This window comes from Lutibacter sp. A64 (assembly GCF_022429565.1).
Classification (GTDB): domain Bacteria; phylum Bacteroidota; class Bacteroidia; order Flavobacteriales; family Flavobacteriaceae; genus Lutibacter.
Map to the genome: position 1 here is coordinate 3,308,810 of NZ_CP092487.1, position 21,566 is coordinate 3,330,375.

General features: G+C 30.1%; 16 protein-coding genes and 1 tRNA gene. 11 read left to right on the forward strand and 6 right to left on the reverse strand.

All coding sequences use genetic code 11. The annotated features are described in order from the left end of the window. Positions 1-7: 7 nt before the first annotated feature. The 3 genes from MKD41_RS13525 to MKD41_RS13535 all read right to left on the reverse strand — a co-directional run bounded on the left by MKD41_RS13525 (position 8) and on the right by MKD41_RS13535 (position 3,103). Positions 8-493 (reverse strand): DUF2271 domain-containing protein, encoded by a 486-nt coding sequence (locus MKD41_RS13525; RefSeq protein ID WP_240242860.1) that lies wholly within the window; start codon positions 491-493, stop codon positions 8-10. Further along, the gene (locus MKD41_RS13530; protein ID WP_240242861.1) at positions 493-1,974 is read right to left on the reverse strand and encodes an ankyrin repeat domain-containing protein; all 1,482 of its coding nucleotides are present in this window, start codon (positions 1,972-1,974) and stop codon (positions 493-495) included. Before MKD41_RS13530 ends, MKD41_RS13525 begins: the two co-directional genes overlap by 1 nt. Before the next feature lie 148 nt (positions 1,975-2,122). Beyond that, positions 2,123-3,103: a helix-turn-helix domain-containing protein gene (locus MKD41_RS13535; protein WP_240242862.1), complete on the reverse strand. Its 981-nt coding sequence runs from the start codon at positions 3,101-3,103 to the stop codon at positions 2,123-2,125. A 108-nt stretch (positions 3,104-3,211) separates the two neighbouring features. Between MKD41_RS13535 and MKD41_RS13540 the strand changes: the two genes are divergently transcribed. The 6 genes from MKD41_RS13540 (at position 3,212) to MKD41_RS13565 (ending at position 11,495) form a co-directional block, all read left to right on the forward strand. After that, positions 3,212-5,617, forward strand: a complete 2,406-nt coding sequence (locus MKD41_RS13540) for a TonB-dependent receptor (RefSeq protein ID WP_240242863.1) — start codon at positions 3,212-3,214, stop codon at positions 5,615-5,617. A 34-nt stretch (positions 5,618-5,651) separates the two neighbouring features. After that, the gene (locus tag MKD41_RS13545; protein ID WP_240242864.1) at positions 5,652-7,016 is read left to right on the forward strand and encodes a hypothetical protein; all 1,365 of its coding nucleotides are present in this window, start codon (positions 5,652-5,654) and stop codon (positions 7,014-7,016) included. Positions 7,017-7,216: 200 nt separating this feature from the next. Further along, a complete protein-coding gene (locus MKD41_RS13550; protein ID WP_256451665.1) occupies positions 7,217-7,564 on the forward strand; it encodes an ArsR/SmtB family transcription factor in 348 nt (115 codons plus the stop codon). A gap of 119 nt (positions 7,565-7,683) precedes the next feature. After that, positions 7,684-8,712 (forward strand): permease, encoded by a 1,029-nt coding sequence (locus tag MKD41_RS13555; protein ID WP_240242868.1) that lies wholly within the window; start codon positions 7,684-7,686, stop codon positions 8,710-8,712. A gap of 187 nt (positions 8,713-8,899) precedes the next feature. Continuing rightward, positions 8,900-8,971: transfer RNA gene (locus tag MKD41_RS13560), tRNA-Arg, on the forward strand. 100 nt (positions 8,972-9,071) lie between these two features. Then, positions 9,072-11,495, forward strand: a complete 2,424-nt coding sequence (locus MKD41_RS13565) for a glycoside hydrolase family 2 TIM barrel-domain containing protein (protein WP_240242869.1) — start codon at positions 9,072-9,074, stop codon at positions 11,493-11,495. A gap of 64 nt (positions 11,496-11,559) precedes the next feature. Here the strand turns inward: MKD41_RS13565 and MKD41_RS13570 are convergent, their stop codons facing one another. Next, a complete protein-coding gene (locus MKD41_RS13570; protein ID WP_240242870.1) occupies positions 11,560-12,882 on the reverse strand; it encodes a dipeptidase in 1,323 nt (440 codons plus the stop codon). A gap of 175 nt (positions 12,883-13,057) precedes the next feature. Between MKD41_RS13570 and MKD41_RS13575 the strand changes: the two genes are divergently transcribed. The 5 genes from MKD41_RS13575 to MKD41_RS13595 all read left to right on the forward strand — a co-directional run bounded on the left by MKD41_RS13575 (position 13,058) and on the right by MKD41_RS13595 (position 18,569). Beyond that, on the forward strand, positions 13,058-14,878 hold the full coding sequence (locus MKD41_RS13575) for a cation:proton antiporter (RefSeq protein ID WP_240242871.1): 1,821 nt from the start codon (positions 13,058-13,060) through the stop codon (positions 14,876-14,878). A 23-nt stretch (positions 14,879-14,901) separates the two neighbouring features. Next, the gene (locus MKD41_RS13580; RefSeq protein WP_240242873.1) at positions 14,902-15,501 is read left to right on the forward strand and encodes an alpha-ketoglutarate-dependent dioxygenase AlkB family protein; all 600 of its coding nucleotides are present in this window, start codon (positions 14,902-14,904) and stop codon (positions 15,499-15,501) included. A 91-nt stretch (positions 15,502-15,592) separates the two neighbouring features. Beyond that, positions 15,593-16,456, forward strand: coding sequence for a UDP-2,3-diacylglucosamine diphosphatase (locus MKD41_RS13585; RefSeq protein WP_240242875.1), 864 nt, complete (start codon positions 15,593-15,595; stop codon positions 16,454-16,456). A gap of 38 nt (positions 16,457-16,494) precedes the next feature. Beyond that, the gene (locus tag MKD41_RS13590) at positions 16,495-17,505 is read left to right on the forward strand and encodes a glycosyltransferase family protein (protein ID WP_240242876.1); all 1,011 of its coding nucleotides are present in this window, start codon (positions 16,495-16,497) and stop codon (positions 17,503-17,505) included. Between the two features lie 101 nt (positions 17,506-17,606). Continuing rightward, complete coding sequence (locus MKD41_RS13595; RefSeq protein ID WP_240242877.1) at positions 17,607-18,569, forward strand: Gfo/Idh/MocA family protein; 963 nt, start codon at positions 17,607-17,609, stop codon at positions 18,567-18,569. A 79-nt stretch (positions 18,570-18,648) separates the two neighbouring features. Here MKD41_RS13595 and MKD41_RS13600 read toward each other — a convergent pair whose 3' ends face one another. Continuing rightward, a complete protein-coding gene (locus MKD41_RS13600; RefSeq protein WP_240242878.1) occupies positions 18,649-19,662 on the reverse strand; it encodes a 2-oxoacid:ferredoxin oxidoreductase subunit beta in 1,014 nt (337 codons plus the stop codon). Between the two features lie 2 nt (positions 19,663-19,664). After that, positions 19,665-21,524, reverse strand: a complete 1,860-nt coding sequence (locus MKD41_RS13605) for a 2-oxoacid:acceptor oxidoreductase subunit alpha (RefSeq protein ID WP_240242879.1) — start codon at positions 21,522-21,524, stop codon at positions 19,665-19,667. Between the last annotated feature and the right edge of the window lie 42 nt (positions 21,525-21,566).

A 21,566-nucleotide genomic window follows, 5' to 3' on the forward strand; every position in this document is an offset into this window, starting at 1 on the left:
AATAAAATTACTTTTGCGGTAACATTCTTATATATCTTATGTAACCGGTTCCATCAACTTTACTTTTTACACTTTCTGAAGTAAGTTCAAAAGTTACATCATCTGCAACATATTTTTGATCTTCAACAGCAGTTTCAAAACGTATTTTGTAGCCTTTATTTAAAAATTCATCATCAATTTTAATCACTTTTATACTACGTTCACCACCGCTTATAGTTGCACCAGTAATAGCATCTATATTATTTGATTTTTTTTCAAAAAAGTTCCACCATTCTGTTAAATCATGGTACCATTCTTGGTCATCGCCAAGTACGTTTAAGGTTTCTACATAGTTGCCTTGTGGGTCTAATAATGAAACAACAATATAGGCGCCTTCACCTTCGTAATTTATAAGTTGAATCATGCATTTGTATGAAGTGCTTTTAGTAGCTGGACTAAATGCTGTAAATGTTAATAGACTTATTATACCTAAAATAAAAATTTTTACTTTCATTATTTTAAAAATTCAATAGCGTTCTTATTTAAAAATTCATTCTCTAATGCTAAATCATAGGCAGACTCTTCAAAGTCGGTTGCAATAGTTGTTTTTGCGCCTAATTTAATAAGGTGTTTTATTAGATCTGTTGTATTGGCTGTCATTGCTGCAATGTGTAATGGTGTTAGTCCGTTACTGTTTTTAGCATTAATGTCAACTTTTTGCTTAACTATTTTATCTAATAAGTCAGTGTCGTTTTTAGTTACTGCAAGGTGTAAAAGGTTGTTGTTTTCACTTTGAATATGTGACATGTTTACACCGTTTTTTAGCAATAAATTCCATTTTGCTTCAAATTGTTTCTTATTTCTTTTTGAATAAGAATCGACAAGATAATACGCTAGGTTGTTATTGTCTTTATCAATAATAGTTACATCAGCTCTTTTAGTAATTAATAAGTCTACAACTTCTGAAGAATTAGTTGCTACAGCTTTTGATAAGGCAGATTCTCCTTCGCTATTTGTTGCGTTTATAGCTATTTTTTTGTTAAGAAAATAAGTGATAATTTCTAAATCATTACTTCCCGCGGCATTTATTAAAGCAGTGTTTCCATTGCTATCGGCTTTAGTTACATCAACCCCTTTTTCAATAAAATAATTGAATATGGTTATGTCTTTATTTCGAGCAGCTAATTTAATAATTGGATTTACCCCTTTTTTATTTGTTATGTTTGGGTTTATTCCTAAACCTTCTAAATATTTAAAGAAGGCTAAGTTATTTCCACCATTACGACCTATGGTTGCAGCTTCTAAAAAAGCGTTTCCACCATCTGTATTTGTGTCTTTATATGCAATTCCTTTTTTTATTAATTGTTCAATAATTTCTTTGTTACCAGAACGAGCGGCGTAGTCTATTGTGTTTAAACCAGATTTATCGGTATCTGAAAAGTTTAAACCTCTCATTACAAAATAAGTAAGTTCATTTAAATTTTTTACTTTACCTATTAATTGGTGTATAGCATTGGTGCCTTTTGGGTTTGTTTCGTTTATAGAAGCACCATTAGCTAATAATAAGTTGTACAGAGCTGGGTTTGTTTGTCCACCTCCAGCGGCAAAAAGTAAAACTGAACTTCCTTTGTCATCAACAATATCTGTTTTAGCGCCTTTGTCTAACAGAAGTTCCATAATTTCTAAATTACCTCTAGAAGAAGCCCAAAATAAATATGTACGTCCGTCGTGTGTAATTTTATTAATAGGGTTTCCTTCTATATTTAAAAGGAATTCAACAACTTTAATAGGCGCATTTGCTAAAATTGCGTAGGTTGTTGCATCAAAATTATTTTGAGTTAATGCGGTTGCACTATTGCCTTCTTTTATTTTTTGTTGTACTTCGGCTACTGTTGTAGTTGGTTTCCAAAAATCTCGACTCAAAAAAATATTGGATTCTTGAGCGGAGATTGATCCAATAAAAAGTAAAAGGCTAAGGGTTATTAAGTTTTTCATATTTAAAATATTTAAAATCAAAACATTACTATTTTAAAAGCAACGTTTTTAATTATTAATTGACTGCTATTAAATGCAAATATATAATTTATTTTTATTTAGAATAAATAAAAATAAGAGATAATTTTAAAATATTTGAAATGAATATTTAGTTGTTTTTAATTATTTGACTTGGTAGATACCCCAGCTTTTTTTTAAATGCAACTGTAAAATGTTGTGGGTTTTTATAGCCAACTTCATACGAAGCTTGTGAAATTGTATAGTCTTGTTTTGCAATTAATTTTATAGCTTTTTCTATTCTTAATGTGGTAATGTATTTAAAAACAGTCATACCATAAAATTGTTTAAATATGCTTTTAAATTTAAAAGTATTAATGCCTGCTAACAAGGATAATTGGTCTATTGTTAATTCCTTTTTTAAATTGGTTTTTATATAATTTCCTATACCAATTAAGGTTTCTTTTTCTTTTTTACTGAGTTTATCTGTTGTTATTTTTGATGTTTCAGGAATTAAAGCCAACACTAATAATTCTGTTAATTTAGATTCTAAATAAGATTCGCGTATTACTCCTTTAAAAGAGCATTTTGTAAAATCATTTACTATATTACTTAGATTTCTATTATGAACTAGGTCTTTTTTTTGAAGCTTACAAAGTTGGTTTACTTTAGTTACTTGTATTTTGTTTTTTAAATCTTTTGTGAATTCTTCTCCCATTTTTTTCTTTAAAAAAGATTCAGTAAAATAAATAGTTAAACTATTGTTTTTTTGATTAAGGTATTCAAAAGAATATTTTGAAGGAGGGATGTGAAATAAATAACAAGTATTATTTTTTAAATGATATATGTTTTGCGAATTATTATTTAAATAGAAAGACATTTTACCTTTAATTATAAATAGAAGCAAAAAACCAGGATAATCTTGTTCAACTTCAACCATACATTTTTTTGTAGTATGTTCTTGATGTAAGGCATATACATTGTTTATATGTATTTCTTTTAGTACACCAGAAATTTTATCATTAAAATCTGAATGTGTTTTTTCAAAAAAGCTAGAAGTTTCAACATTTTTATTAAAATGTTTTTCATACTCCTCTCCATTACATTGCGAACTTTTAAATCGAATTTTCATTTATACCTTTTGCGTTATTATTATTTCCTTTTACGTTATCAAGAATCAATCTAAATAAGATATTTTTGCGAAGTTAATTATTTTTATTCAATCTAAATAAACATAAGTTTGAGATTATTTATAATATTGTTACTATTCGCATCGTTAGGTTATTCCCAAAATTCAATTTCAGGAAAAGTAGTAGATGGTTCTGGGCAACCATTATTTGGTGCTACAGTAGTTGTTAGTAATACTTCACGTGCAACGGTAACCGATGAAAACGGAATGTATATATTAAACAATATACCTAAAGGAAAGTTTGGGGTTAAAGCTTCGTATGTTGGATTTATTTCTAAAACTTTAGAGGTGATTTTTAACGGTTTTAACCAAAAAAGTGTGATAGATTTTACTTTAAGTGAAGATGTAGAATCTTTAAATCAGGTAACTGTTAATGGAAAAACCGGAAAAACGAAAGTGGAAACCCAGGGTTTTGCTGTAAATATAGTAGAAACTAAGGTAGCGAGTCTTAGAAATGTTCAAATTAATGAATTGTTAAATACTACAGTTGGTGTAAAAATTCGTCAAAATGGTGGTTTAGGGTCAAATGTTCAATATTCATTAAATGGTTTGTCTGGAGGTTCTGTTCGTATTTTTATCGATGGAATTCCTATTGCTATGTATGGATCTTCATTTAGTTTAAACAGTATTCCTGCTTCAATGATTAAAAACATTGAAGTTTATAAAGGCGTAATACCAGGGCATTTGGCAGATGACGCTTTAGGAGGTGCTATTAATGTTGTACTACACAAAGGAACAAAAACCAATTTTAATGCCTCAGTTTCGTATGGTTCTTTTAATACTTTACAAACAAGTTTAAATGGTTTATATAGATTTGAAGAATCTGGTTTTACCGTAAAAACTTCTCTTTTTCATAATAATTCTGATAATGATTATAAAGTTTGGGGTGGTCAAGTTAAAGACATTGCTCAAGATGGAAGTCAAACCCCAATTACAGCCAGAAGATTTTATGACGCCTATGAATCTAAAGGGGGAATGGCACAAGTTGGTTTTACTGATGTAAAATGGGCAGATCAATTTTTAATTGGTTTTACAGGTTCTGAAGATTATAAAGAAATTCAACATGGTGCTTTTATGACACTTCATCCTTACAAAGGAAGATTTAGTGAAACCAATGCCAAATTAGCCAACTTAACATATCAAAAAAAGAATCTTTTAACTGAAGGTTTGGATGTGAATGTAACTGGATTATATGGAGAAAGAAATACCATAGTTAATGATACCGTTGCTACTGCTTATACTTGGAGCGGAGAACGATTAGTTGGTTTTGATGGTAATTATCTTGATTATACTTGGGGCTCTCAACAAGAAGGTGGGCCAACTTTATCTAATACCAATAGAAATGTAGCTTCTATAAGAACAGGTGTATCTTATGCTATAAATAAAAATCATAAAATTTTAGTCAATCATATATATAGCGGTTTAGATAGAGAAGATAATGATGAAATGAAATCTCTTTTAGAAAACACGTTTAAGCAAACAAGCGATTTGTATAAAAATATTTACTCTTTAAGTTATGATTTAAATGTTTTTGAAGAGAAATTAAAGGTTAATGTTTTTGGAAAACACTATCATCAAAAAGTATTAAATACAAGTCCAATATTTAATGACGATAAAACAGAAGTTATAGATGAAGTTTTTAAAAGCGATCAAGATTTTAACGGATTTGGTTTTGCAGCTTCGTATGCAATTCTTCCTAATGTGATTTTATTAACTTCTGCAGAAAAAGCCATACGATTGCCAAATGAAACTGAAGTGTTTGGAGATGTTGCTGGTAATGTTGAATCCAACTTAAATATTAAACCAGAAATTAGTAAAAATTACAACCTAGGCTTTAGATTTGGAAAATTTAATATTCAAAAACACGACTTCACTATTGCTACCAATCTTTTTTCAAGAAATATTGAAGATTTAATCGGATTTGCTTCTAATGCTGATAGAATTGTAGAAAGCAGTGATGAACTTGTACATTATGATAATTTTGATGAAAGCACAACATCTAAAGGGATAGAAGCTGAAATAAATTATAGTTACAATAACAATTTTGGATTTAATTTTAATTTTTCTCGTTTAAGTTTAGAATCTAAAAACAGAGCTGGAGATATAGTTGATATTCCTAACACACCATTATTTACTATTAATTCTGGAATACGCTATTCAATTAAAAACGTTCTTCAAAAAGAATCTCGTTTAAACTTATTTTATAACATTTATTTCACAGATGAATTTTCATACATAATGAATCAAGGCACCAATGTTGCTGGTCTTGACGCATTTATAGTGCCTACGCAAGTTATTCAAGATTTAGGGCTTAGCTATACATTTCCAAAAGAAAATTTTGTGGTGAGTTTCGATGCTAAAAATATTTTTAATGAAGCTGCTTATGATAATCGATCTGTACAAAAACCAGGTAGAGCATTTTATTTAAAACTAAATTATACAATAAACAAATTTTAATCATTTAACATAAATCTAATAAACACAATTTAATATGATACGCAATTTTATAAATTTTAAAACAATAATTCTACTCTTAACTATTGGTTTAATATCTGCTTGTAGTGACGACGATAATGATGTTGAAATACCAACTGAATCAGAAGAACAATCTGAAAGATGGATAACGGTTACTGGTGCTAGAATGGGTACTAATCCAGCTGATGGAAATGGTGGAACTTTAATATACGCCATTAGTAATGTAGATGCAAAAAACACCGAAACTGTAGTAGATGTTTTTAACAATGGTTTTGTTGCACCTTCAAATAGAACTGCTAGATTGCAAGCTTCTGAAGATGGTACTACTATTTTTAATATTAGTTACGCAGGTGATACTGGTGGTAATTATACAAAATATACGGTTGAAGGTGGACAAGATTTTATACAAACAGGATCTGAAGTTAGTATAGCACCTTATGTTGGTACCGCTCCAAGATGGATAAAACTATTTGATGGAGATCAAACAGGAGCAGCTGTTTATGTGTCTACAGAACATGAAATTGACGATAATGGTACGCCAGATGATGTTACAGATGATACGTATATCCGTACAGAAGCTAAAGTTGGTGTGGTTACTTTAGACTTAGTAAATTCTTCAATTAAAAATTTTCAAGAAATTAGTGTTGCTTTAAGCGCAGAGGAAGAAGCAGCAGGTTATTATTTTTCAAGAGTTGATATGCCAACTTTAAATGCTGCTGGAAATAAATTATATATTGGAGGTCGTTTAAGTAAAGTTGATCCTGCTACTGTAGAAAGCGAAAGTGGTTATGAAATTTTAGGATCTAAAACCATTGTTTTAGATTACCCTTCTTTATTAAATCCAAAAGTAATAACTTCTTCTGTTGGATATGGAAATACTAATGGTTACCGTAGTATTAATTCTTTTGAATACAATGGAAGCGTTTATCAAGCAAATCAAAATGATCCAAATGGTTCTCATATCTTAAAAATTGGCGCAGATAATGAATATGATAATTCTTATGTGTTTAGCTTAGATGAAGCTTTAGGTTTAAGCGACACTTATATAGTTGCTTGGAGATCAGTTGGAAATGGTAAAGCAGTTGTAGCATACGAACACGCTGGGTCTGCTACAGGGTCAGCAGATAAAACACAAGGTTTCTTTGCCTTGGTTGATTTAGATGCTAAAACTGCAGTAAAACTTGATGAAATTCCTGCTAGTGAGGATTTATATTTATACCAATACCAAGGTTTTGCTATTTATGAAAACGAAGTGTATTTAACAGTAGCTCCAGTTGGTCAAGACGGAAATATTTATGTTGTTGATACTGAAACTGGAAGCGTAACTAAAGGTGCTCAATTAAAAAATGCAACAGGAAGTCATTTTATTGGTACTTTCTAGAAATAAATTAATAAAATAAAAGTGTGGAAACCCTTACCGTTAATTCGGTAGGGTTTTTTTATTTGTAATGATTTTGTTCAGCTAGATTACCAATGTGTTTTTTTAAGTAAAAAATTTGCTGGTTTAAAAGAAAAAATTACTTTTGCACATCATATGTAAAAAAACGCATATGTTTATTTAGAATTTTGATTGTTGAATATATGAAACCTAATTTACAAAACAGTATAACTATATTTAAAGCTTTGTCTGAAATAACCCGTCTTAAAATTATTTGGTTATTAATAAATATGGATTCAAAAATTTGTGTTTCTGAGATTATTGAAGTTCTTAATGAACCTCAATACAATGTCTCTCGCCATTTAAGAATTCTTAGCAAAGCTGGTTTGCTTGAAGAAAATAAAGAGGGTAAATGGGTATATTATTTTATTAAAAAATCCGATGGTGAATTTATGCAATACATTAAAAAAGCAGTAAGTGTAATTTCAGAAAACGATATGACTTTTGAAATGCAGCGCTGCAAACAACTACTTTTAATTAGAGAAAAATAGCACATAAAAATTAATTAAAATCAACTTAGAAAAGATTTCTATGTCTTTTTATATGCGTTTTAATGCATATGTTAAAAAATAAAGTATTAGAATTATTAATTATATAAATATTTAAAACAATGACAGAAAATTTAAAATTAGCCTTAGACGAGTTTATACATGTTGGTGTAGCCTTATTCTTTATTATTGCGTTTGTATCAATTCTTACAGGTTTTGTAAGAGCGTATATTCCGCAAGATAAATTGCAAAGAAAATTAAGTAAAACAGGTAAGTATAGTGGTGTTATGGGTGCTTTATTAGGAATTCCAACTCCATTTTGTAGTGCTTCAATGGTTCCAGTATCAATGGGAATGCTTGAAATGGGAGCGCCGCTAGCAATGGTTTTTTCATTTTTATTATCTGCTCCATTAGCAAATTTTGTTGTAGTAGCCTTTATTTTTGCGGTATTTGGATTTAAAGTAGCAATAGTTTATTTTTTAATTGTATTTATTGGTGCCATACTTTTTGGAACTATTGTAGGAAAAACATCTCTTGTAAATCAAGTTAAAACAATTGGTAAAAAACCAGTAGGAGCTTCTAATAATACTTGTGGCATTCCTTCAGTTAAACAAGATAAAGCTGTAAATGTATCGAATGTTTCAGAATGTTCAATTGAAAATCAGCCACAAGTAACTTGTAGCCAACCTCAAGTTTCGAGCTGTACTGCTACAGTAGATAGTAAATTTTTGAATATTAAAAATGATAAAGTTAGAGAAGCTTTTGAATTTGCTTGGTCACTTTTTAAGCGTATTATGCCATATGTATTTATTGGAGCAGTAATTAGTGCAGTATCTGCAGCTTTTGTTCCAGATGCATTTGTGGAAAAATATTTAGGAAACGACAACCCTTTAGCAATACTTTTAGGGGCTGTTATTGGTGTGCCTTTATATCTTAGAATTGAAATGGCTATCCCTTTATTAAGTGTTTTAATAGGAAAAGGTATGAGTATGGGAGCTGCAATGGCATTGCTAATTGGTGGAACTGGAGCAAGTTTACCTGAAATAGCGATTGTTTCTTCTATGTTAAAACCTAAAGCGGTTGCTGCTTTTGTTGGTTCTATAATTGCAATAGCAATTATTGGAGGTTTTATCTTCTATTTTTTCTTTTAATGCTTAGTAACAATCGGATTTTGTTTTTATCAAAATCCGATTGTTTTTTTGATTAATACATCAACTATCTATAAGATTCATTAATCAACTTTTAAAATTAAAAACACCATTTCAAACTATAATTAATTAAATTTTTTTTATAGGGTTTAAAAGATAAAATAGTAACTTTATGCCTTCCAAAATTTGAGGCTCCATAGTTCAAGGGATAGAATAGAAGTTTCCTAAACTTTAGATCCAGGTTCGAGTCCTGGTGGAGTCACATACCAACATATTATTGATTTAATTTCTTTTTTTATTAGATTGTACTATATATAATTTTGGTATTCATTTTGCAAGCACTTTAAAAAATATAGTTTTTAATGAAGAAACTCAATATATATTTACTTTTTTTAATAAGTACACAATTCATTTTTTCACAGGTAAGAACGGTTAAAGAATTAGCCACTAATTGGAAATTTCAAAAGGGGGAAAATATAACGGCTTATCAAACAAATTTTGACGATTCAAAATGGGAAACTGTTACAGTTCCACATGATTGGGCAATTTATGGTCCTTTTGATAAAGAAATTGATAAACAACATGTGGCAATTGTTCAAAATGGAGAACAAGTTGCTTCTGAAAAAACAGGAAGAACTGGTGCTTTACCACATATAGGTACTGCTTGGTACCGCAATACATTTACCCTTCCTCAATATGAAAAAGGTAAAAAAGTAATGTTACTTTTTGAAGGAGCCATGAGCGAGCCAAAAGTATATTTAAATGGTAAAAAAGTAGGAGAGTGGGCGTATGGTTACAGTTATTTTTATTTTGATATTTCAGAAGATATAAAAGAAGGAGAGAATACATTGGCAGTTCAACTTTCTAATAAAGAATTTGCTTCTAGATGGTATCCTGGAGCTGGTTTGTATAGAAAAGTGAGTGTTATTGTAAAAAATAAAACGAGTATTAATCAATGGGGAACTACAATTACAACGCCTATTATTAACAAAGAAATGGCTAAAGTGAATATTAAAACCAACGTTTCTGGAGAAAATATACATTTGTTAACTACCATTTTAAATGCTGAAGGAGAGGAAGTTGCTTCACAAAAAACAAACACCAAATTTGGTGATGAATTTGTCCAAAATATAAAAGTAAACACTCCTAATAGATGGAGCCCAAAAAATCCTTATTTGTACACTGCTAAAACTCAATTGTATGAAGATGATATACTTAAAGATGAGGTTTTAACTCGTTTTGGAATTCGAGAAATTAAGTATGAAGCGGATAAAGGCTTTAGTTTAAATGGTGAAATTACAAAGTTTAAAGGTGTTTGTTTGCACCACGATTTAGGTCCGTTAGGAACTGCAGTTAATAAAGCAGCATTGCGGAGACAATTAACTATTCTAAAAGATATGGGTTGTAACGCAATTCGTAGTTCGCACAATATGCCTTCTTTAGAGCAATTGGAATTATGTGATGAGATGGGTTTTTTATTTTTAGCAGAAAGTTTTGATGAATGGGCAGTGCCAAAAGTTAAAAATGGGTATAACCGTTTTTTTAATGAATATGCTGAAAAAGACATAATTAATTTAGTAAAAGCGACTAAAAATCACCCTAGTATTGTAATGTGGAGTTCGGGAAATGAAGTGCCAGATCAATGGGGAACAGCAGGTGTAAAAAGGGCAAAATGGCTGCAAGATATTTTTCATAGAGAAGATCCAACAAGGCCAGTAACTGTTGGTATGGATCAGGTAAAAGCAACCATAGAATCTGGTTTTGGAGCATTGTTAGATGTGCCTGGTTTAAATTATAGAGTGCATTTATATGAAGAAGCTTATGAGAAATTTCCACAAGGTTTTATTTTAGGCTCTGAAACAGCTTCAACAGTTAGCTCTAGAGGAATTTATAAATTTCCTGTAGTACAAGAAAATATGAAACAATATGATGATTTTCAAAGTTCTTCGTACGATCTGGAAGCTTGTAGCTGGTCAAATGTTCCAGATGAAGATTTTGTATTGCAAGATGATAAACCTTGGGTAATTGGCGAATTTGTTTGGACCGGTTTTGATTATTTAGGAGAACCTACTCCATACGATAAAAGTTGGCCTTCTAGAAGTTCTTATTTTGGAATTAATGATTTGGCTGGTTTGCCAAAAGACCGCTATTATTTGTACAGAAGTCGTTGGAATACTACAGATGAAACACTTCATATCTTGCCACATTGGAACTGGGAAGGTAGAGAGGGAGAAACTACCCCTGTTTTTGTTTATACAAACTATAATAAGGCAGAGCTTTTTGTTAATGGAAAAAGTATGGGAATTCAAGAAAAGAATACAGCTACTCCACAAAACAGGTATCGTTTAATGTGGATGGATGTTAAATACGAACCAGGAACTTTAAAAGTAGTAGCTTTAAATAATGAAGGAAAACCAGTTGCTGAAAAAGAAGTGAAAACAGCTGGAAAACCTTATAAAATTGTATTAAGCCCCGATAGAAAAACAATAAAAGCAGATGGAAAAGATTTGTCGTATGTTACAGTTTCTGTAGTAGATAAAAATGGAATTGAATGTCCTACAGCTATCAATCAATTAAAATTTAAAGTTTCTGGTAGTGGAATTTATCGAGCAGCCTGTAATGGAGATGCTACTTCATTAGAATTATTTCACTTACCAACAATGAAATTGTTTAGCGGAAAATTGGTTGTTACTGTGCAATCAAAAACCGAACTAGGCGACATTCATTTAAAAGTCACTGGAAAAGGTTTAAAAAGTGCAACTGTAGAATTAAATACTGTTAATTAAAGTAAGGTTCTAAAATAATTTTAAAGTATTATTTGTAAGAAACTAAATCAACAAATTAGTATAATTATATCCCTTGAATTTTTTTAGCAACTTCTTGAACTTCATCTAAAACGCGGAATAAATTTCCACCCCAAAGTAGTTCAATTTGTTCTTCGGTATAACCTCTTTTAACTAATTCTATAGTAACATTTAAGGTTTCAGAAGCATCTTTCCAGCCATCTATACCTCCACCGCCATCAAAATCAGAGCTAATACCAACATGTTCTATTCCAATTTTTTCAACTAAATAGTCAATATGATCTACAAAGTCGGCAATATTTACAGGGTCTAGTGTTTTAGATAATGCTTCTATTTTAGGTGCTGCAAGTTTTGTAATTTTTAAGTATTTAGAATAATAGCTAGATTTTGCTTCTTTTTCTAATTTTCTATAAGCGCTCCACGGTATAATTTCAAAATCTTGACTTGCGGCTACTTCATTTAAAATAGCATTGGTCGCCTTTTTATATTTATTATTTTTTTCAGTATCTAAATAGGCTCCAAATGCAACAGTTTGTATAACACCACCGTTTTCTTTTAACCATTGTAGTTGTTCATCATCTAAATTTCTGCTGTGGTTACATAAACCTCTAGCCGATGAGTGTGAGGCAATTATAGGTGCTTTAGAAAGTTCTATCATATCTCTCATTGCTTCTTTTGAAGGATGAGAAATATCAATCATCATTCCCCATTTATTCATTTCGGCAATTACTTCTTTTCCTAATTCGCTAACACCATTATGTAGCCAAATGTTATTTTCTTCACCAGTATTTGAGTCGCATAATTGGCTATGACCGTTATGGCTAAGCGACATATAACGAGCTCCTAAATCGTAAAACTCTTTTACGCGGCTAACGTCGGCACCAATAGGATAGCCATTTTCAACACCAATCATAGCAACTTTTTTACCTTTTTTATTAATAGTTCTAGCTTTTTCTGAAGTGATGGCTAATTCAATTTCATTTGGAGCAAATTCTTCTGTTAATTTGTGAATGGCATTAAATTTTGCAATTGCTTGTTTGTAGGCATTTGCATATCCTTCAGGGGTTAATTCCCCTTGTCCTGTATATACAATAAACCAGGCAACATCCAATCCACCATTTTTCATTTTAGGTAAATTCACCTGATTGTCAAGTTCTTGAGTGTAATTTACATTGTTTGTAAAGTTTTTTGTGTTAATATCTATATGTGTATCAACAGTTAAAACTTTTTTATGAATTTCTGTAGCCATAGTTAATGTATCTATTGTAGGTTTAGGTTCTGGATTAGTAGTTTCAACTTTTTTTTCAGAAATATTTTTACATGAAATTATAGCAAAAATTAAAAGAAAAAGAATTTGTGATGTTTTCATGGGGTTGTTGATTTTTAAAAGATTTTTAAATTTACAAAACTTTAGAAAATAAATTAAGGTAATTTTAAAGAGTCTTATTTAAATTGAATTTTTTTATAAAAAAAACAATTAAGTAAAGAGTAAATTGTATTAATCTTCTATATTTACAAATAAAAAAAGAATTCTATAATTAAATATGTTAGAACTTGCAGGAATAATTATTTTAGGAATTTTAGCACAATGGGTAGCGTGGAGATTTAAAATCCCAGCAATTTTACCGTTAATTTTAATTGGACTATTAGTAGGTCCAATTGCTGCTGAATTTTTGTCGGAAGATGGATCAAAATGGATTGAGCCAATTTGGAATGGTGAAAAAGGATTGTTTCCAGGAGAAGGGCTTTATTACTTTGTTTCTTTAGCAATTAGTATTATTTTATTTGAAGGTGGTTTAACCTTAAAACGAAATGAAATTAAAACGGTAGGACCCGTAATTACAAAGCTTATTACTTTAGGCTCTACAATTACGTTTTTTGGTGCTGGTATTGCGGCACATTATGTATTTGATTTAAATTGGGAAATGTCCTTTTTATTTGCAGCATTAATTATTGTAACCGGACCAACAGTAATAACACCAATTTTAAGAAATATTCCATTAAAAAAAGATGTTTCGGCAGTTTTAAAATGGGAAGGTATTTTAATAGATCCAATAGGAGCCTTAGTTGCGGTATTGGTTTTTGAATTTATTAGCGTTGGTGGAGGTAGTGGTTTTACCAAAACAGCACTGATAGAATTTGGTAAAATTCTTCTTTTTGGTACTACTTTCGGATTTACATTTGCACATGCATTGGCTTTTGCTATCAATAAAAATATGATTCCTCATTATTTATTAAATGTAGTTTCATTATCTACAGTATTATTGGTTTTTGTAGAATCTGAAGTTTTTGCCCACGAATCTGGTCTTTTAGCGGTAGTAGTTATGGGAATGGTTTTAGGAAATAACAAATTAGAGAACATAAAAGAACTACTTTATTTTAAAGAATCTATAAGCGTATTACTTATTTCAATTTTATTTATTTTACTCTCGGCAAACATTAATATAGAAGATATGATGTTGCTGTATAACTGGAAAACTGTTATTTTATTTAGCATAATTATATTTGTAATTAGACCATTGGCAGTATTTTTAAGTACCACAGGATCTAAACTTAAAACAAATGAAAAACTATTTATAAGCTGGGTTGGCCCAAGAGGTATTGTAGCAGCAGGTATTGCTTCTTTATTTGGAAGTAAGTTATTAAAAGCTGGAGTAGAAGGTGCAGAGTACATTACTCCGTTGGTGTTTATGATTGTACTTGGAACCGTTCTCTTAAATGCAACTACAGCGCGTTTATTTGCAAAAATAGTTGGTGTATTTTTAAAGAAATCGGATGGAATTCTAATAGTCGGAGCTTCAAATTTTGCGCGATTAATAGCAACATACCTCAAAAAAAATAATAGAAGAGTTGTATTAATTGATAGTAACTTAGATAATATTAATAAGGCAAAAACCTTAGGTTTAGAAGCTATTGAAGGCAATGTGTATTCAGATGATTTATTGGAAGATGTTGAGTTAAACGATGTTGGTTATCTATTAGCATTAACTGGGGGAGCAGCAGTAAATGAATATGCAATAGAAAAGTTTTCATCAATTTTTGGAGAAAATGGTGCTTTTAGAATTATTTCGACCGATGAAATGCAAAAGGGAGATTTAAAGCCTAAAGACCACTTATTTACGCATAAAGACGACTTTTTAAATCTTAGTGAAGTAGTACGTGATTTTCCGTTAGTAAATGAAGTTGATGTAAATTCTAACGAAGATTATAAAAACATATTAAATGAAATAAATAAAGAGCCAAATGCAATTCCAATGTTTATAAAAGATAAGCATGAAGGAATTCATATTATTTCTTCTTTGGCGAAAGATTTCGTTATTGAAAAAGGAACAACTTTAATGTACCTTGGTAAAACCGTTATTTAAGGTGTTTATTTAATATTGTTTTAATGGATTTATTTTCTTCAAATCAACTTGAAAACAATCTTCCTTTTGATGGAAAATTACTTAATTACGGATTGGTTTTAAACAATACAGCATGCCAATATTATTTTAAAAAATTATTAAATGCTGATTTCTGGAAATATGATGAATTAATTCTATTTGGAAAACAGATTACAACAAAACGAAAAGTTGCCTGGTTTGGAGATAAAAATATACACTATTCGTATTCTAAAATTACAAAAACAGTTTTACCTTGGACTCCTGAAATTCTAGAATTAAAAAAACTGGTAGAATTAAGAACTGGTAAAAAATTTAATTCTTGTTTGTTAAATCTCTACCATAATGGGGCTGAAGGTATGGCTTGGCATTCAGATAATGAAAAAGAATTAGGTGTAAACCCAATAATTGCCTCGCTTAGTTTAGGGGCAACTCGTAAGTTTTCTTTAAAACACAAGGTAACAAAGCAAAAAATTGACCTGCTTCTACCAGCTGGTAATTTAATAGTAATGGAAGGTGAAATGCAACATAAGTGGCTACATAGTTTGCCAAAAACAAAAAAAATACACACTTCAAGAATTAATTTAACTTTTAGAACTATAGTTTAAAAGTTGGTTTAACATAGATATAATATTCACAAAACCTTCTAATAACAATTATTTTTTTTATTGCAAACAATTATTATTTAATTGTTTATGAGTGGATTCTAATAAAAAGAAGCGAAAAGTAAGTCTTGTTGTTATCTCAGATATACATTTAGGAACTTATGGTTGTCATGCAAAAGAGTTATTATCATATTTAAAAAGTATTAACCCAGATACTGTTATTTTAAATGGAGATATTATTGATGTTTGGCAATTTAGCAAGCGGTATTGGCCAAAATCTCATATGAAAATTATCAAATATATTTTTGGGTGGATTTCCCAAGGGAAAGAGATATATTATATAACCGGAAATCACGACGAGATAATGAGAAAATTTGTCGATTTTGAAATTGGTTCATTCTCAATTAAAAATAAGGTAGTACTGGAATTAGGTGCTAAAAAAGCTTGGTTTTTTCATGGAGATGTTTTTGATGTTACCATGCAGCATTCTAAATGGTTAGCTAAATTAGGAGCTATTGGTTATGATACTTTAATTTTAATTAATAGAGGTGTTAATTTTATTAGTAAGTTTTTAGGAAAGGGGAAAATATCTTTATCAAAAAAAATAAAAGATAGTGTTAAATCTGCCATAAAATTTATTAATGATTTTGAAGAAACAGCAATTGATATAGCAATAGATAATAAATACGATTATGTGGTTTGTGGACATATACATAAGCCAGCTATTAAAAAAGTTGAAAATGATAAAGGTTCTGTAACGTATTTAAATTCTGGAGATTGGGTAGAGAATTTAACAGCTTTAGAATATCATAAAAATAAATGGAGTATCTATAAGTATAACGATGATGATTTTAAGAAAAACACTTTAAAATTACAAGAAGACGAAGAAGATGTTGTTGATAAAACGGCTAAACAATTGTTTGGAGAATTAGTTGCCGATTTTTACCTAAAAAAATAAACTTATAAATTAATAAATACAAAAAACAAACTGTATACATGAAAATATTATATGCTATTCAAGGAACTGGAAATGGACATTTAAGTAGAGCAAAAGAAATTATACCTGCTTTATTAAAAAGAGCACAGGTAGATATTTTAGTTAGTGGAACCCAGTCTGAAATAGTTTTACCCTATAAAGTTAACTATGTAAATAACGGTTTAAGTTTTTACTTTGGAAAAAATGGAGGAATAGATTTTGTAAAAACGTTTAAAAATAACTCACTTTTAAAAGTATTTAAAGAAATTAGAAATTGTCCAGTTAAAGAGTATGATTTAATAATTAACGATTTTGAGCCAATAACTGCTTGGGCAAGTATGTTAAGAGGGGTAAAATGTATTTCTTTAAGTCATCAAGCTGCTTTGTATTTTAAAAATGTTCCAAAACCATCTCGCACAGATTTATTAGGTAAATTTATAATAAAAAATTACGCAAAGTGTTCAAATAAGTATGGATTTCATTTTAAAAAATACAACGACAATGTTTATACTCCAATAATTAGAAATGATATTCGTTTGTTGAAAAAAACTGAAAAAGATCATTATACAGTTTATTTACCAGCTTATTCCGATGAGAAAATTATAGACGTTTTATCTAAAATTAAAGGGATAAAGTGGAAGGTTTTTTCAAAAAACACTAAAAAATATTATCAGAAAAAGAATGTGTATATAAAACCTGTAAATAGCAAAAAATTTGAAAAAAGCTTAGCTTCTTGTCAAGGAATTATATGTGGAGCCGGGTTTGAAACACCTGCCGAAGCAATTTTTTTAAATAAGAAACTGTTGGTAATCCCTATGAAAAATCAATATGAGCAGCATTTTAATGCAAAAGCATTAGAAGAATTAGGTGTTCCAGTTTTAAAATCATTAAAAAAGAAGCATATTCCTAAAATTCAAAATTGGATAGATAGCAATTATGATATAAAGTTAGACTTTCCGAATGAAACCCAACAAATAGTAGATGATATATTGTACGATTTTATTTTTGAAGAAGAAATCTTATTCATTTAAATAAAAAAACACCGCATCTTTATTGTGTATGTAATAAAAAAAGTCAAATTTAGTAGTTCTAAATTTATGACATTATCAATTATCTAAAACAATTAAAAACAATGCGTTGGGGAATTATTGGGTGCGGAGCTGTAACTGAACTAAAAAGTGGACCGCCATATTATAAAACTGAAGGTTTTGAATTAGCCGCAGTAATGAGGCGTAATGAAGAAAAAGCAGCAGATTATGCAAAAAGGCATCACGTAAATAAGTACTACACGAATGCAGATGTTTTAATAAATGATCCGGAAATTGATGCAGTTTATATTGCAACACCACCTGATACACACAAATTGTATGGTTTAAAAGTTGCCAAAGCAAAAAAAACTTGTTGTATTGAAAAGCCTTTAGCACCAAGTTATGTCGATAGTTTAGCTATTTATAACGCTTTTGAAGCTGCTAAAACACCTTTGTTTGTTGCATATTATCGTCGTAGTTTACCTAGGTTTATTAAATTAAAAGACTGGATTGATACTGGATTAATAGGAGGAATAAGACATATTAATTGGCATTTAAGCAAACCAGCTAATCAGTTAGATTTATTAAAAAAAAAGAATTGGAGAACTGATAAAAATATAGCTCCAGGTGGTTATTTTGATGATTTGGCAAGCCACGGATTGGACTTATTTACATTTTTATTAGGTGATATAGAAGAAGCAAAAGGAATAAGTTTAAATCAACAAAATTTGTATACAGCAAAAGATGCTATTACTGGTTGTTGGGTTCATAAAAATGGCATTACAGGTTCTGGAAGCTGGAATTTTGGTTGTAATTTAAGGCAAGATAATGTAGAAATTTATGGAAGCAAGGGTAAAATTGTATTTTCAGTTTTTGATGAGCATCCAATTCAATTAATTTCAGAAAAAGAAAATAATTCTTTAATAATTGAAAATCCAGAGCATATTCAACAGTATCATGTACAAAATATGAAAGCTAATTTATTTGATGGTATTGAGCACCCTTCAACAGGTAAATCTGGATTGCATACTAGTTGGGTAATGGATAAAATATTAGGGAATATTTAAAATTAAATAAAAACGAGGCAATTTAAATTTTGTTTAAATTGCCTCGTTTGGTTTTTTACTAGTTTTTATAAAGTGCTTTTTATTTTACTTCATAAGTGTCACCAGAAAAGAATAAACTTTCTGTTTTTTTAAATTTTGAGTTTGCTTTTACTTGTGCTGTTAAAGCATTTTCTCGTTCTTCTAAAGTAACATCTTCATAGCTTCTAATAATACCAGTAGCTAATGGGTATTCTAACCGAACTAACATTTGGTGTAATGTTGGATCTTGTTCTTTTGCATTATGCACTAATATATCCTCTTGAGTTATTCCGTTTTCACCAATAGTTACAACTTCTAGTTTTAATCCATTTAAAATTAAACCTTTGTTTTTTTCTTTACCAAAAATCATAGGCTTCCCGTGTTCTAAATAAATCTGTTTATCTTCTTTTACGGCTTTATCTGTAACGTTTTTAAAGCAGCCATCATTAAAAATAACACAGTTTTGTAATACTTCAATTAAAGAAGTTCCTTTAAATTTTTCAGCTTCAATAAAAAGCTGTGTCATGTCTTTTGGAGTATTTCCACCAATACGAGCAAAAAAACGTGCCTGTGCTCCTAAAGCTAATTCACCAGGAGAAAAAGGTGGTTGTGTATTTCCGTAAGGAGATGACTTTGTTTTTTGTCCAACTAATGAAGTAGGAGAAAACTGCCCTTTTGTTAAACCATAAATTTCGTTATTGAATAAAATTATATTTAAATCTATGTTTCTTCTTAAAACATGAATAAAATGATTTCCACCAATAGCCATAGCATCACCATCACCAGTTATTATCCAAACACTTAAATCTGGATTGGCAAGTTTTACTCCAGAAGCAATTCCTGGTGCTCTACCGTGAATACTATGCATTCCATAGGTATTCATATAATAAGGAAAACGAGATGAACAACCAATTCCAGAAATAAATACAACGTCTTCTTTTTTTACACCCATTTCTGGTAGTGCTTTTTGCATAGCACGTAAAATAACATAGTCATCACAACCAGGACACCATCTTACTTCTTGGTCACTTGCAAAATCTTTAAATGTATATTTTTTTACAGCTGTTGTTTCCATAATTATTTTACTAATTGTTTAAATTTTTCAATTAATTCTTGATTTCCAAATGGTAAACCTTGAATTTTATTGAATTGATTAAATTCGAATCTGCTAAAGTTTATCTTTAATACTTTCGAAAACTGCCCGTTATTTAATTCACACACAATAAACTTTTTAAATTTAGATAAAATTTCTTCTGTGTTTTTTGGAAGCGGGTTTATATAATTAAAATGTGCAAAGCCTATATTTTTATAGCCTTCTTCGTTTAACTGTTTAACAGCAGAATATAGCGAGCCATAAGTACCACCCCAACCAATAACTAAAAGATCGCCAGTTTCGGCAAATTCAGTTTCTAAATATGGAATGTAGTTTTGTACACGTTTTACTTTTTCTGCTCTAATTTTGGTCATGTACTCATGATTTTCAGGTACATAAGAAACATTACCGGAAATTTTATCTTTTTCTAAACCTCCAACTCTATGTTCTAAGCCAGGAGTTCCAGGTATTGCCCAATTTCTAGCTAAAGTACCTTCATCTCTATTATATGGATGCCAGTTTTCTGTTGGTTTATTGATAATATTATTTTTAATAGCAGGCATATCGTCTACCGTTTTAATTTTCCAAGGTGCAGAACCATTTGCTATATAGCCATCTGTAAGTAAAACTACAGGAGTCATGTGTTCTAAAGCTAATTTTGCTGCTTGGTATGCGTAATTAAAACAGTTTGCAGGTGTACTAGCTGCAATTACAATAACAGGACTTTCACCATTTCTACCATAAAGAGCTTGCAATAAATCTGATTGCTCTGTTTTTGTTGGTAATCCGGTTGAAGGTCCTCCACGTTGTACGTTTACAATAACCAGTGGTAATTCAATCATCATTGCTAAACCTAAGGCTTCACCTTTTAAAGCTAAACCAGGCCCTGAAGTTGTTGTTATTGCTAAGTCTCCAGCAAAGGAAGCGCCTATAGCAGAAGAAATACCTGCAATTTCATCTTCAGCTTGAAAAGCTTTTACACCAAAGTGCTTATGTTTAACTAATTCGTGTAAAATATCTGTAGCAGGTGTAATTGGGTAAGATCCTAAAAATAATTCTAAACCAGATTTTTCTGCAGCGGCTAAAAAACCCCAAGCTGTAGCTGTGTTTCCCATAATAATTCTATAGGTTCCAGGAGCCATTTTTGCCGGAGAAATAGTATATGAATTAGGAATTAATTCTAATGTTTCTGCAAAATAATAACCTGCATTTAAAACTTTTGTATTTGCCTCTATAATTTGAGGTTTCGATTTAAATTTTTTATTAAAAAAATCTGTAGTATGTGATACCGAACGGTGATACATCCAATATACCATACCTAAAGCAAACATATTTTTGCTTCGAGTAATACTTTTATTATCGAGACCTTTAATGTCTTTTAAAGCTTCTTTAGTTAAACTAGACATAGCAACTTGAATAACTCTATAGTTTTCAAGAGAGCCATCTTCTAATGGATTTTTATCGTATAATGCTTTTTCTAAATTTTTTTTAGTGAAAGCATCTGTGTCTACAATAATTGTGTGTCCTGGTTTTACTGCATGTAAATTTGTTTTTAAACCAGCAGGGTTCATAGCGACTAATAAATCAACTTTATCACCAGGTGTGCTAATTTCTACACTACCAATGTGAACTTGGAACCCAGAAACACCATATAAACTTCCTTGTGGAGCTCTAATTTCTGCAGGATAATTAGGAAACGTTGCAATATCATTACCAAACATAGCTGACGTGTCAGAGAACTGTGTTCCAGTAAGTTGCATTCCGTCTCCAGAATCACCAACAAACCTAATTATTACCGCTTCCAGTACTTCAGGTTTTGGCTTTGTTGTTGTTGTTTTAATCATGATTTATGATAGTTAAATAAATTTTTTAAATTTATAAATTAT

What these genes read in the sequence shown, in the direction of transcription:
- MKD41_RS13580 (WP_240242873.1), top strand. Translation starts at nt 14,902, where the DNA reads ATGGATTTATTTTCTTCAAATCAACTTGAAAACAATCTTCCTTTTGAT.
- MKD41_RS13530 (WP_240242861.1), bottom strand. Translation starts at nt 1,974, where the DNA reads ATGAAAAACTTAATAACCCTTAGCCTTTTACTTTTTATTGGATCAATC.
- MKD41_RS13575 (WP_240242871.1), top strand. Translation starts at nt 13,058, where the DNA reads ATGTTAGAACTTGCAGGAATAATTATTTTAGGAATTTTAGCACAATGG.
- MKD41_RS13545 (WP_240242864.1), top strand. Translation starts at nt 5,652, where the DNA reads ATGATACGCAATTTTATAAATTTTAAAACAATAATTCTACTCTTAACT.
- MKD41_RS13555 (WP_240242868.1), top strand. Translation starts at nt 7,684, where the DNA reads ATGACAGAAAATTTAAAATTAGCCTTAGACGAGTTTATACATGTTGGT.
- MKD41_RS13535 (WP_240242862.1), bottom strand. Translation starts at nt 3,103, where the DNA reads ATGAAAATTCGATTTAAAAGTTCGCAATGTAATGGAGAGGAGTATGAA.
- MKD41_RS13590 (WP_240242876.1), top strand. Translation starts at nt 16,495, where the DNA reads ATGAAAATATTATATGCTATTCAAGGAACTGGAAATGGACATTTAAGT.
- MKD41_RS13595 (WP_240242877.1), top strand. Translation starts at nt 17,607, where the DNA reads ATGCGTTGGGGAATTATTGGGTGCGGAGCTGTAACTGAACTAAAAAGT.
- MKD41_RS13525 (WP_240242860.1), bottom strand. Translation starts at nt 493, where the DNA reads ATGAAAGTAAAAATTTTTATTTTAGGTATAATAAGTCTATTAACATTT.
- MKD41_RS13570 (WP_240242870.1), bottom strand. Translation starts at nt 12,882, where the DNA reads ATGAAAACATCACAAATTCTTTTTCTTTTAATTTTTGCTATAATTTCA.
- MKD41_RS13550 (WP_256451665.1), top strand. Translation starts at nt 7,217, where the DNA reads ATGAAACCTAATTTACAAAACAGTATAACTATATTTAAAGCTTTGTCT.
- MKD41_RS13600 (WP_240242878.1), bottom strand. Translation starts at nt 19,662, where the DNA reads ATGGAAACAACAGCTGTAAAAAAATATACATTTAAAGATTTTGCAAGT.
- MKD41_RS13605 (WP_240242879.1), bottom strand. Translation starts at nt 21,524, where the DNA reads ATGATTAAAACAACAACAACAAAGCCAAAACCTGAAGTACTGGAAGCG.
- MKD41_RS13565 (WP_240242869.1), top strand. Translation starts at nt 9,072, where the DNA reads ATGAAGAAACTCAATATATATTTACTTTTTTTAATAAGTACACAATTC.